The following is a 12,121-nucleotide window of genomic DNA, read 5'->3' on the forward strand; positions in this document are numbered from 1 at the left end:
AACTACGGAGAGCACAGAGAACACGGAGTTCCACGGAGAAACCCCTCTAGAGTTATTGTTGTCATTCCCGAGCGTTTTTGTCGGCGATCCAGCGTAAATGCAGGATTTTAGACTGAGTAGGAATGATCTTTGATTTCGCCAACTTACTTGCTTTCCTCTGTGTCCATCCGTGTTCTCCTTTTCCTCTGTGGTTCAAGATTTGGGTTTCGATCGCTATGTTTGGTGCTACACCACTCTCCGTGGATAAGCTTCCATCATTCTGACCTGATCTCCAGTGCTCACTTGCAATGCCTTGGCTTCTGCTGGGGTTAGCATAATCAAGCCTTGCTCTGGCGCTGTATAGATCAGCCCCGTTCGGAATTTCTTTAACTTACCGGTTGCGATTAAATGCGGTGCTGATGGTGCTGCTTTGTGTGTGTCGCTGATCACCACACTACAAAGCCCACTTTCCCGCATCACACGCAGGCTGTCGATACGGGCTTCTAGCACGGGGCCTGCTTCAAAGATATCGATGTGCCGCTCTAGCCGTAAGCCTTCACTTTCTAACAGATGACGGGCAGGGGTGGTGTCTTTGTGCGTGGCGCCAATACAGGCTTTGGCATCGTCCGGTAAAAAGTCGATATACACGGGGAAACGCGGCATCAGCTCTGCAAGGAATGACTTCTTACCGAGGGACACCAGCCGGTCTGCTTCGTGAAAATCGATGCGGTAAAAATGGCTACCCAGCGCACGCCAAAAAGGTGAGTCACCATTTTCATCAAATACGCCGCGCATTTCGGCGCAAACGCGCTCGCCAAAGCGGTCGCTAAATTGCGCCAAAAACATAAAGCGAGATTTGGACAAGAGCGCGCCGTTGCAGCTGACACGGTGCAGCGGGTCTAAAAATAGCGAGCACAGCTCGGTGTAGCCGGTGAGATCGTGCGAGATGGTCAGCTTATCCATCTTGCTCCAGATATGCATTTCGCGGCTGGCGTAAACCGAGGTATCGATGCGGTAGGTGTAAAACGGCTGCTCTAGTCCCACTGCGGTTTCAATACCGCAGACCCCCACAATCTCGCCAGTGTCCGTTTCTTCCATTAAGAATAGATAGCCCTGATCGGCTATGGCTGCGCTGCCTTCTATGGTGCGGCGAACACGATCGATACGCGCTGCCTGTGCACCTGGATCAGGCTTGAGTGTGGTCATGCCGGGGCCCGCTTTATGCGCCAGCTCAACGAGTTTATCTACGTCACTAAATTGACAGAGGCGGACAATCTTCATCATGCCGCCCCTGAGTGGTTAAGTTTTACACAGCGTACATCGCTGCCGGTGCTGACTTCTAGTGTCGCAGCCAGTGCTGTTGGTAGTGCAATATCGTGGCTGAGTTGTTTGGGTAGGTGAGTTTTAATGCAGCGAAATTCGCTGGCCGAGGTATTGCAAACCAGATAGCTGGCTGTACCGTGCACATCGGATGTGTAAGCCAGATGATGCAGCGCGCTGTGGCGCAGTGAGTAACAGGCATCCAGCGTATTGGTTAGTATTGGCCCTGCGTCAAAAATATCGATAAAGCGATCTGGCTCAAAGCCCTCATCCAGATGGGATTGGTAAGGCAGGCGTGATCCGGGGTGGGGCTCACCCATTACACGCTGCGCATCGATAGAGAGTAGTGGTACATAGAGCGGATCAACCGGCATTACTTCGGCAATAAAACCACGGCTGCGCCCGGCTGATTCACGCTCCATTTCGGCAAAATCACGGCGGGTAAACTTGCGCCCTACGCTCTCCCAAAATGGTGAGTTACCTTCTGCGTCGGCGATGCCAGGTAGTACTGAGAAAATGTCTTTGCAAAAACGCTGGCGGTGCTGAGCAATAAACAATAGCCGCGCACGTGATAGCAGATCAGCATAAGCGGCTTTTTCTGGCTCGATATAAAAGCCTGTCAGCCGCGTACAGCTGGTTAGCTCATGCGACATCACTAAGGCGTGAATCCGATGATTTACATGCAGCTCGCGCGAGGCGTGCACGACCACTTCGTTGCGAAAAGCGTAGAAAGGCTCGTGCTGCCCCGCAAGTGCGACGATGCTAGCCGATCCATACAGAGTGCCGTTTTCTTCTAATACAAATAAATAGCTTTCTTCGCCAGGGTAGTCGATCTCGTTTTGTAGGGAGTCAATTGAGCGCAAAATCAGCTCTTGCAGGCGTGCACGATCTGGCGGCAGCGAATGCAAAATCGGCCCCTTAGAGCGCGCCATGCGTTCCAGTTGATCAAGGTCGGACAGTTTTCCTGGTCTTACGATAAGCATAGGGACGATCCGAATGGAGGTGGGTGGTGGAGTTTAAAACCCAAATCTTGAACTACGGAGTTTGGGAGAACACGGAGTTACACGGAGAAAACCATTTGGCATTACTGGCTACGCCACAACTGCTTAATAAGATTTTCAAACCGTCATCCCCGAGTGTTTTAGTCGGGGATCCAGTAGTGAGGCTGGATTCCCGATAAAGGTATTCGGGAATGATGAAGAGTCTATTTTAAAACCCAAATCTTGAACCACGGAGTTTGGGAGAACACGGAGGAGCACGGAGAAAACAGTTAGACATTACATGCCTGTGTTGAATTTGTTGTTCTCAGTGCCCTCCGTGGTTAAATGTGTGGGTTTAATCCTATTTGTAAACCTAAGCCGCAACTGTCGCCGGTACCAGCTCAGCAATCACTGCCTCTAAACGGCGCAGGCCTTCATTCAAATCCGTTTCTGAAATCACTAAAGAGGGTAGCAGGCGTAATACATTTGGGCCCGCCATCAGCAGCACTACCCCGTGCTTTGCACCGAGAGTGATCACATCTTTAGCGCGGCCTTGCAATACAGGGGCTAGCTCGGCGCCAATCAATAAGCCGCTGCTACGAATCTCTTTAAATACACCGTGTTTTGTATTGATCTTGTTTAAGCCATCTACAAACAGCTTATTGCGGTGTTTTACGCCATCTAATACGGCTGGCGTATTAATCAGCTCAATCACTTTGTTGGCTACGGCGGTGACTAGCGGATTACCACCATAAGTCGAGCCGTGTGTGCCCACGATAAAGGATTTAGCAATGGTTTTGGTCGTCAGCATCGCACCAATTGGCAGGCCATTACCCAGAGCCTTGGCCGAGGTCAAAATATCTGGTGTGACGCCGTAGTGCATATAAGCATAGAGGGAGCCCGAGCGGCCCACGCCTATCTGCACTTCATCAAAAATCAGCAGGGCATTGTGTTTGTCGCAAAGCGCACGCAGGCCGTTTAGATATGCTTGCGTTGCTGGAATAACACCGCCTTCGCCTTGCACGGGTTCTACAATCACCGCGCAGGTTTTGTCGCTGATCATGGCTTCAATGGCCGCCAGATCATTAAATGGCACGTGGCTGATACCGGCAGGTGTTGGGCCAAAGCCTTCTGCGTATTTTGGCTGGCCGCCTACCGATACAGTAAACAGGGTGCGACCATGGAAAGACTGGGTGCAGGAAATAATCTGATCTTTATCGCTAGAGAAATGATCGACTGCATAGCGGCGGGCTAGTTTCAGCGCGGCTTCGTTGGCCTCTGCGCCAGAGTTACAAAAGAATACACGCTCAGCAAAGGTGGCATCGATCAGACGCTGAGCCAGCCGCAGTGCTGGCTCATTGGTAAAACCATTGGATAAATGCCAGAGTTTATCGGCCTGATCGTGTAGCACGGCGGTTAGCTCAGGATGTAAATGCCCAAGGCTGGTAACAGCAATGCCACTGGAAAAATCCACATACTCACGGCCTTCTTGATCCCAGAGGCGGGATGCAAGGCCTTTTACCGGAATAAACGGCGCAGGGGCGTAGTTTGGGACCATTACTTGATCAAATGTGGCGCGATTGACTGTAAACATTACGTAGATCCTGCATGCTGGAGAGGTGCATCTAGTGTAGAGCGGCCGCCCTTAATGAATCTTCTATAAATGCGACATAAAGCTATAGCTTTACACCTTCAGCACCTAGGGATATCCAGAAGGGGGGGGGCGTGTTTAAACACATGCCCATTGCAATCAATGCTTGGTTAAATGTTTTCTAATTCATCCGAACAGAGCATGCTGAGCTTAAAATACTTATCCGTTACGTTCCTCTCTAGGAGAGATCCCAAAGTGGGCACGGTAAGCGGTAGAAAAATGTGCACCAGAAGAAAACCCGCAAGATAGCCCAATCTGCACCACAGAAATCCCCGTACGTTGCAATAGGGTGCGGGCGCGCTCTAAGCGCAATTGCATATAGTGACGAGCGGGAAGAGTATCTAAATGCTGTTTAAATAAACGCTCAAGTTGTCGACGGGAAAGGCCAACTTGCAGCGCGAGTGCATCGCTACTGATAGGCTCTTCTAAATTGGCCTCCATTAATTGTAAAACGGTGCTCAATTTAGGCTGGCGCTGGCCAAGTTGTAAGCCATGCGAGGTTCGCTGGCGAGTCTCTGTGCTACGCAAGTGTTCAATACACAGCGCTTCAGCAATCTGCTCAGCCAGCCCAAGTCCTTGTTGTTGGCTAACAAAATGTAGCATGGCATCTAAAGTGGCTGCTCCTGCGCCGCAGCTAAAGTATTTTCGATCAAACTCAAATACGTTTTGCGTGCAAATTACTTTAGGAAATGAGGCGGAAAAATTGCCAAGCTCAGGCCAGCGCAAAGTTGCCCTATGCTGGTCCAGTAAGCCACAAGCTGCTAGCCACCAAGCGCCACAATCGATAGCCCCAATTTGAGTCACATTTTGCAGCAATGGTTTAAGTAGCGATAAGCGCGGGTCATGAGAAACTGGTGCAGTTTGGGCTAGCACCAGTAGTACATCAAAAGGTTGAGTTATTGTTAGTGCTGGCATTTGTGGATAGTGTCCACCTGTTGCCAATGCAATAGCTAAACCATCGAGTGAGTAATAATTAACTTTATATAATGCTTCATCACTCAGTGTATTGGCCAAGCCAAGCACTGCATCAATGCTTGCGATGCTAAGGAGTGGTGCTGGAGGTAGCAGCAACACCGCAATTTGAGTAGGTATAGGATTTTGTATAAGACTCATTTACTTATTTTTTCAGTAATTGGCCATAATCGCAATTGGCATTGTGCCTAGTGGTGTTGCAGCAAAGTCTAAAAATTAAACCATCTCTTAACTTCAAACAGACACAAAGTAATAATGGCTGGCACAATGTATTCAAATTATTTTAAATATCTGGAATTTCATAATGAATAAGCGAGAACTCATCGAGGCGGTACTAAGGGTTGCAGAATACGAGTTGCCAGGTATTTCTAAGAAGTCTGTAGAAGCAACTTTAGAAGCGCTCGGTGATGTAACGGGGGCAACGCTAAAAGGGGGGGGGAAGTGACTTTGCCAGGTATTGGCAAATTAGCCGTTAAACACCGTGATGCTAGAATCGGCCGTAACCCACGCACCGGCGAGCCAGTGCAGATTCCTGCAAAAAAAGCGTTGAAATATACCCCGTTGAAAGCAATTAAAGACGCGGTTGCTTGATTGCTTCAATCGAAAATGTTGGTTTGTTGATTTAAAAATCAACGTCTTATCCGTTTTTTTGCTTGTTCAGTAAAAAAAGGATTGACCGAACAAAGTCCCATCGGTATAGTTCGGCCTCTCGCTGCAGCGCACACAGCAACACGGTGTTCTAGCAGTAGCGAATGATCTTTAAAAAAATACAGTCGATGAGTGTGAGTGCTTGATTCGGAAGCGAAACAAGTGCTTACATGAGTGATGAATATCCAGCGATGGATGTTCAAAATAAAGTAAGCCAGTAAGTACTAGCTTAGCGATTAAACTAAAGAGTTTGATCCTGGCTCAGATTGAACGCTGGCGGCATGCTTTACACATGCAAGTCGAACGGTAACAGGGTGCTTGCACCGCTGACGAGTGGCGAACGGGTGAGTAATATATCGGAACGTACCTAGTAATGGGGGATAACTATCCGAAAGGATAGCTAATACCGCATACGCCCTGAGGGGGAAAGAGGGGGATCGCAAGACCTCTCGTTATTAGAGCGGCCGATATCAGATTAGCTAGTTGGTGAGGTAAAGGCTCACCAAGGCAACGATCTGTAGCGGGTCTTAGAGGACGATCCGCCACACTGGAACTGAGACACGGTCCAGACTCCTACGGGAGGCAGCAGTGGGGAATCTTGGACAATGGGCGCAAGCCTGATCCAGCAATGCCGCGTGCGTGAAGAAGGCCTTCGGGTTGTAAAGCGCTTTTGTTCGGGAGGAAATCCTAGGGGCTAATACCTCTTGGGGATGACAGTACCGGAAGAATAAGGACCGGCTAACTACGTGCCAGCAGCCGCGGTAATACGTAGGGTCCAAGCGTTAATCGGAATTACTGGGCGTAAAGGGTGCGCAGGTGGTTGATTAAGTGTGATGTGAAAGCCCCGGGCTCAACCTGGGAATTGCATTGCAAACTGGTCAACTAGAGTATGGCAGAGGGGGGTGGAATTCCGCGTGTAGCAGTGAAATGCGTAGAGATGCGGAGGAACACCGATGGCGAAGGCAACCCCCTGGGCTAATACTGACACTCATGCACGAAAGCGTGGGGAGCAAACAGGATTAGATACCCTGGTAGTCCACGCCCTAAACGATGTCTACTAGTTGTTGGGGAATTCGTTCCTTAGTAACGCAGCTAACGCGTGAAGTAGACCGCCTGGGGAGTACGGCCGCAAGGCTAAAACTCAAAGGAATTGACGGGGGCCCGCACAAGCGGTGGATGATGTGGATTAATTCGATGCAACGCGAAAAACCTTACCTAGCCTTGACATGTCAAGAATCCCTGAGAGATCGGGGAGTGCCGCAAGGAACTTGAACACAGGTGCTGCATGGCTGTCGTCAGCTCGTGTCGTGAGATGTTGGGTTAAGTCCCGCAACGAGCGCAACCCTTGTCCTTAGTTGCTACCATTTAGTTGGGCACTTTAAGGAGACTGCCGGTGACAAACCGGAGGAAGGTGGGGATGACGTCAAGTCCTCATGGCCCTTATGGCTAGGGCTTCACACGTCATACAATGGTCGGTACAGAGGGTTGCCAAGCCGCGAGGTGGAGCTAATCTCATAAAACCGATCGTAGTCCGGATTGGAGTCTGCAACTCGACTCCATGAAGTCGGAATCGCTAGTAATCGCGGATCAGCATGTCGCGGTGAATACGTTCCCGGGCCTTGTACACACCGCCCGTCACACCATGGGAATGGGTTTCACCAGAAGTAGGTAGGCTAACCGTAAGGAGGCCGCTTACCACGGTGGGATTCATGACTGGGGTGAAGTCGTAACAAGGTAGCCGTAGGGGAACCTGCGGCTGGATCACCTCCTTTCAAGAGAAAAGTCTTTTGGATTGAGTACTCACACTCATCGACTGTAGGTTTAAGGATTGTGATTGAAGGATTGAGCACTAATGCGATTAAAAAGTCACATTAGTTCTGATTGCTTCACAGCAAGCCAGTACATTGATCTTTAAAAAAATAGAAGAAGTAATACTCAAATTTAGAAATAAATAAGGGTAGATTGTATCAAAACTTAAATCTCGAAGTCAGAACTGAGGTTTAAGTGTCGCAAACAAAGCGAAATCAGATACTTTAAAGATGTGATTGGTTTCGGCCATAAAAATCTTTGTCAGACGTGGCGAGAAGTGCAAGGACAAGGCAAAAAAAGACGAGAAACCGGAGTTTACGTATGTAAATGAGGATTTCGAGTCGTTTTTTAACGCAGTCATTGTACTTCGCAGTAGCTTGGCGAATATTTTTCACGTGTTTGAGGTTATAGGATCAAGCGACTAAGTGCATCTGGTGGATGCCTTGGCGATGATAGGCGAAGAAGGACGCGTTAGCCTGCGAAAAGCACGGGGGAGCTGGCAAATAAGCATTGATCCCGTGATATCCGAATGGGGAAACCCGGCCCTTTTGGGTCACTCATCACTGAATACATAGGTGATGTAGAGCGAACTCGGCGAACTGAAACATCTAAGTAGCCGAAGGAAAAGAAATCAACCGAGATTCCCAAAGTAGTGGCGAGCGAAATGGGAAGAGCCTGCATGTGATAAATCAAACTTTAGTGGAACAGTCTGGAAAGTCTGGCGACAGTGGGTGATAGCCCCGTACACGAAAGAGATTGGTTGGTACTAAGCATGCGACAAGTAGGGCGGGACACGAGAAATCCTGTTTGAAGATGGGGGGACCATCCTCCAAGGCTAAATACTCATCATCGACCGATAGTGAACCAGTACCGTGAGGGAAAGGCGAAAAGAACCCCGGGAGGGGAGTGAAATAGAACCTGAAACCGGATGCATACAAACAGTGGGAGCCCTTGCAAAATGGGGTGACTGCGTACCTTTTGTATAATGGGTCAGCGACTTACGTTCAGTAGCAAGCTTAACCGAGTAGGGGAGGCGTAGGGAAACCGAGTCCGAATAGGGCGCATAGTTGCTGGGCGTAGACCCGAAACCAAGTGATCTATCCATGGCCAGGATGAAGCTGCGGTAAAACGCAGTGGAGGTCCGAACCCACTAATGTTGCAAAATTAGGGGATGAGCTGTGGATAGGGGTGAAAGGCTAAACAAACTTGGAAATAGCTGGTTCTCCTCGAAAACTATTTAGGTAGTGCCTCATGTATCACTGACGGGGGTAAAGCACTGTTATGGCTAGGGGGTCATCGCGACTTACCAAACCATGGCAAACTCTGAATACCGTCAAGTGCGAGCATGGGAGACAGACTGTGGGTGCTAACGTCCATGGTCAAGAGGGAAACAACCCAGATCGCCGTCTAAGGTCCCAAATAATCAGTTAAGTGGAAAACGAGGTGGGAAGGCATAGACAGCCAGGATGTTGGCTTAGAAGCAGCCATCATTTAAAGAAAGCGTAATAGCTCACTGGTCGAGTCGTCCTGCGCGGAAGATGTAACGGGGCTCAAACTGATAACCGAAGACGCGAATATGCACGATGTGCATATGGTAGAGGAGCGTTCCGTAGGCCTGCGAAGGTGTCTTGAGAAGGATGCTGGAGGTATCGGAAGTGCGAATGCTGACATGAGTAGCGATAATGCGGGTGAAAAGCCCGCACACCGAAAACCCAAGGTTTCCTGCGCAACGTTCATCGGCGCAGGGTGAGTCGGCCCCTAAGGCGAGGCAGAAATGCGTAGTCGATGGACAACGGGTTAATATTCCCGTACCGATATAAAGTGCGATGGGGGGACGGAGAAAGGTAGGTCAGCCCACTGTTGGAATAGTGGGTTTAAGCGAGTAGGCGTGTGGCTTAGGCAAATCCGGGCTGCTATAACGCTGAGACGTGACGACGAAGTCCTCGGACTGAAGTGATTGATCCTATGCTTCCAAGAAAAGCCTCTAAGCTTCAGCTTTATATTGACCGTACCGCAAACCGACACAGGTGGGTAGGAAGAGAATTCTAAGGTGCTTGAGAGAACTCAGGAGAAGGAACTCGGCAAATTATCACCGTAACTTCGGGAGAAGGTGAGCCCATATTAAGTGAAGGCCCTCGCGGCTGGAGCTGAAATGGGTCGCAGAGAAATGGGGGCTGCGACTGTTTATCAAAAACACAGCACTCTGCAAAGTCGAAAGACGACGTATAGGGTGTGACGCCTGCCCGGTGCTGGAAGATTAAATGATGGGGTGCAAGCTCTTGACTGAAGTCCCAGTAAACGGCGGCCGTAACTATAACGGTCCTAAGGTAGCGAAATTCCTTGTCGGGTAAGTTCCGACCCGCACGAATGGCGTAACGATGGCCCTACTGTCTCCTCCTGAGACTCAGCGAAGTTGAAATGTTTGTGAAGATGCAATCTCCCCGCTGCTAGACGGAAAGACCCCGTGAACCTTTACTGTAGCTTTGCATTGGACTTTGAAGTGGTTTGTGTAGGATAGGTGGGAGGCATTGAAGCATGGACGCTAGTCTGTGTGGAGCCAACCTTGAAATACCACCCTGACCCCTTTGAGGTTCTAACCTTGGTCCGTTATCCGGATCGGGGACCGTGCATGGTAGGCAGTTTGACTGGGGCGGTCTCCTCCCAAATTGTAACGGAGGAGCTCGAAGGTCGCCTAGGTACGGTCGGACATCGTACTGATAGTGTAATGGCATAAGGCGGCTTAACTGCGAGACAGACAAGTCGAGCAGGTGCGAAAGCAGGACATAGTGATCCGGTGGTTCTGAATGGAAGGGCCATCGCTCAACGGATAAAAGGTACTCCGGGGATAACAGGCTGATTCCGCCCAAGAGTTCACATCGACGGCGGAGTTTGGCACCTCGATGTCGGCTCATCACATCCTGGGGCTGTAGCCGGTCCCAAGGGTATGGCTGTTCGCCATTTAAAGTGGTACGTGAGCTGGGTTCAAAACGTCGTGAGACAGTTTGGTCCCTATCTGCAGTGGGCGTTGGAAATTTGAGGGGGGCTGCTCCTAGTACGAGAGGACCGGAGTGGACAGATCTCTGGTGTACCGGTTGTCACGCCAGTGGCATCGCCGGGTAGCTAAATCTGGAAGAGATAAGCGCTGAAAGCATCTAAGCGCGAAACTCGCCTCAAGATGAGATTTCCCCAAGGCTTTAAGCCTTTTAAAGGGTCGTTCGAGACCAGGACGTTGATAGGTCGGGTGTGGAAGCGCAGTAATGTGTTAAGCTAACCGATACTAATTGCCCGTAAGGCTTGATCCTATAACCTGAAGCGCGTGTGTGCGACGGTATAATCTACCCAGATTAGAAAACTAAATTTGAGAAACAAGCAATACAAAGCAATATATTACTTCTTCTATTGAACTGAACGCGTTGCAGAGCAATAAGTGCAACGAGTTAACCCGTTAAAGTCTGGCGACCATAGCGAGGTGGCCCCACTCCTTCCCATCCCGAACAGGACAGTGAAACACCTTAGCGCCGATGATAGTGCAGATTACCTGTGTGAAAGTAGGTCATTGCCAGACCCCCATTAGTAGTAAAGACGTAGTAAACAAAACCCCCGTACTCGAAAGAGGCGGGGGTTTTGTTTTGGGCGGAAGAAAAGCGCACGAATGAGCGTGGTTTTTTGCTTGTTGGGGTACGGATACTAGATCATCGCTGGGCGAGGTAAACTTCGCGCGCAGACTTCCCGATCTATGCCCGAACGTCTGAGTTATGAGCTATGGTCTATGGCTTGAGTAATAAAGAAGGCGAATACGCTGTGCGTGTTCGCCTTTTTGGAGTCTAACTATCTATTTGATCTTAATGTTTTAGCCAGTAATCCAGCACGATGCCAATAAAAATGATTGCTCCAACTCGGTTATTGCTTAAAAAAGCTTTAAAACAATCCGCAGGTTCACGGGCCATGATTTGGCTGTATTGTTGAAAGCAAAGGCCGCTAGCAATCAGTAGTGACGTAAAGTAGATAGGGCCGCGCTGGCTGCTTAAGCCTAGGTAAATCATGATGGCAATAAAGCTGATAAAGCACAGCATAATAGCGGCGACGTCAAAGCGGCCAAAGGTAATCGCTGAAGTTTTAATGCTAATTTTTAAATCATCGGCACGATCAACCATTGCGTATTCGGTGTCGTAAGCTATGGTCCATAGGATATTGGCTACGAGTAAGATCCACGCAAAAGCGGGCACGCTATTGGTTTGCGCTGTAAATGCCATGGGGATGCCAAAGCCAAAGGCGATGCCTAAATAGGCTTGTGGTAGAGCTAAAAAACGCTTTGTGAAGGGGTAACTTCCCGCTAAAAAAATAGCAGGGATAGTGAGCAAAAGTGTTAGTTTATTTAATGGTAACGCGATTAAAAAAGCGCTGATAGCCAAACCTGCTGCAAGCCAAAGTGCTTCTTTGGGGCGTACTTCACCTGACACCAGTGGCCTAGCTTGTGTGCGTTCAACGTAGCCGTCAAAATTGCGATCGACATAATCATTAATGACGCAGCCAGCAGCACGCATTAGAAACGTGCCTAGGCAAAAAATAAGCAGCAGCAATGGATCTGGACGGCCATTGCTAGCAAACCAGAGTGCCCAAAGCGTAGGCCAGAGTAGTAATAGGGTACCGATTGGTTTGTCGATGCGCATGAGACGCGCGTAAGCAGAAATACGTGGCGGCATAGAGAAATGTTCTATTAAGAAAGGTCTATAAGCTTACTTTACTGATCATTATCAGCAGG

At 49.4% G+C, this 12,121-nt stretch carries 7 protein-coding genes and 3 rRNA genes; 5 read left to right on the forward strand and 5 right to left on the reverse strand.

All coding sequences use genetic code 11. The features are described from left to right. Window positions 1-225: 225 nt before the first annotated feature. The 4 genes from astA to C1H71_RS14070 form a co-directional block, all read right to left on the reverse strand. On the reverse strand, window positions 226-1,263 hold the full coding sequence (astA, locus tag C1H71_RS14055; protein ID WP_262488300.1) for an arginine N-succinyltransferase: 1,038 nt from the start codon (window positions 1,261-1,263) through the stop codon (window positions 226-228). Next, window positions 1,260-2,282, reverse strand: a complete 1,023-nt coding sequence (locus tag C1H71_RS14060) for an arginine N-succinyltransferase (RefSeq protein WP_130107107.1) — start codon at window positions 2,280-2,282, stop codon at window positions 1,260-1,262. The genes astA and C1H71_RS14060 overlap by 4 nt, the downstream gene beginning before the upstream one ends. Window positions 2,283-2,652: 370 nt before the next feature. Next, on the reverse strand, window positions 2,653-3,873 hold the full coding sequence (locus C1H71_RS14065; protein WP_130107108.1) for an aspartate aminotransferase family protein: 1,221 nt from the start codon (window positions 3,871-3,873) through the stop codon (window positions 2,653-2,655). A 216-nt stretch (window positions 3,874-4,089) separates the two neighbouring features. After that, the gene (locus tag C1H71_RS14070) at window positions 4,090-5,043 is read right to left on the reverse strand and encodes a GlxA family transcriptional regulator (protein ID WP_130107109.1); all 954 of its coding nucleotides are present in this window, start codon (window positions 5,041-5,043) and stop codon (window positions 4,090-4,092) included. A gap of 163 nt (window positions 5,044-5,206) precedes the next feature. On the opposite strand from C1H71_RS14070, the gene C1H71_RS21075 reads away from it, so the two are divergent. The 5 genes from C1H71_RS21075 to rrf all read left to right on the forward strand — a co-directional run bounded on the left by C1H71_RS21075 (window position 5,207) and on the right by rrf (window position 10,924). Continuing rightward, complete coding sequence (locus tag C1H71_RS21075) at window positions 5,207-5,347, forward strand: hypothetical protein (RefSeq protein ID WP_223145877.1); 141 nt, start codon at window positions 5,207-5,209, stop codon at window positions 5,345-5,347. After that, entirely contained in the window at window positions 5,344-5,493 is a 150-nt protein-coding gene (locus C1H71_RS21080; RefSeq protein ID WP_223145878.1) for an HU family DNA-binding protein, read from the forward strand. The genes C1H71_RS21075 and C1H71_RS21080 overlap by 4 nt, the downstream gene beginning before the upstream one ends. 295 nt (window positions 5,494-5,788) lie before the next feature. Further along, window positions 5,789-7,322, forward strand: a 16S ribosomal RNA gene (locus C1H71_RS14080). A 448-nt stretch (window positions 7,323-7,770) separates the two neighbouring features. Beyond that, window positions 7,771-10,661 (forward strand): 23S ribosomal RNA (locus C1H71_RS14085). A 149-nt stretch (window positions 10,662-10,810) separates the two neighbouring features. Next, window positions 10,811-10,924, forward strand: a 5S ribosomal RNA gene (rrf, locus tag C1H71_RS14090). Together the 16S, 23S and 5S rRNA genes form the textbook arrangement of a ribosomal RNA operon. A 277-nt stretch (window positions 10,925-11,201) precedes the next feature. On the opposite strand, the gene ubiA is transcribed toward rrf, so the two are convergent. Beyond that, window positions 11,202-12,062 (reverse strand): 4-hydroxybenzoate octaprenyltransferase, encoded by an 861-nt coding sequence (gene ubiA, locus C1H71_RS14095; RefSeq protein ID WP_130107110.1) that lies wholly within the window; start codon window positions 12,060-12,062, stop codon window positions 11,202-11,204. Window positions 12,063-12,121: the final 59 nt, after the last annotated feature.

The sequence above is a fragment of the Iodobacter fluviatilis genome (assembly GCF_004194535.1).
GTDB classification, from domain to species: Bacteria; Pseudomonadota; Gammaproteobacteria; order Burkholderiales; family Chitinibacteraceae; genus Iodobacter; species Iodobacter fluviatilis_A.

Bases quoted from the DNA above. Each gene is read 5' to 3' on its own strand.
- ubiA (WP_130107110.1), bottom strand. From the start codon at position 12,062: ATGCCGCCACGTATTTCTGCTTACGCGCGTCTCATGCGCATCGACAAA.
- C1H71_RS14070 (WP_130107109.1), bottom strand. From the start codon at position 5,043: ATGAGTCTTATACAAAATCCTATACCTACTCAAATTGCGGTGTTGCTG.
- C1H71_RS21075 (WP_223145877.1), top strand. From the start codon at position 5,207: ATGAATAAGCGAGAACTCATCGAGGCGGTACTAAGGGTTGCAGAATAC.
- C1H71_RS14065 (WP_130107108.1), bottom strand. From the start codon at position 3,873: ATGTTTACAGTCAATCGCGCCACATTTGATCAAGTAATGGTCCCAAAC.
- C1H71_RS14060 (WP_130107107.1), bottom strand. From the start codon at position 2,282: ATGCTTATCGTAAGACCAGGAAAACTGTCCGACCTTGATCAACTGGAA.
- astA (WP_262488300.1), bottom strand. From the start codon at position 1,263: ATGATGAAGATTGTCCGCCTCTGTCAATTTAGTGACGTAGATAAACTC.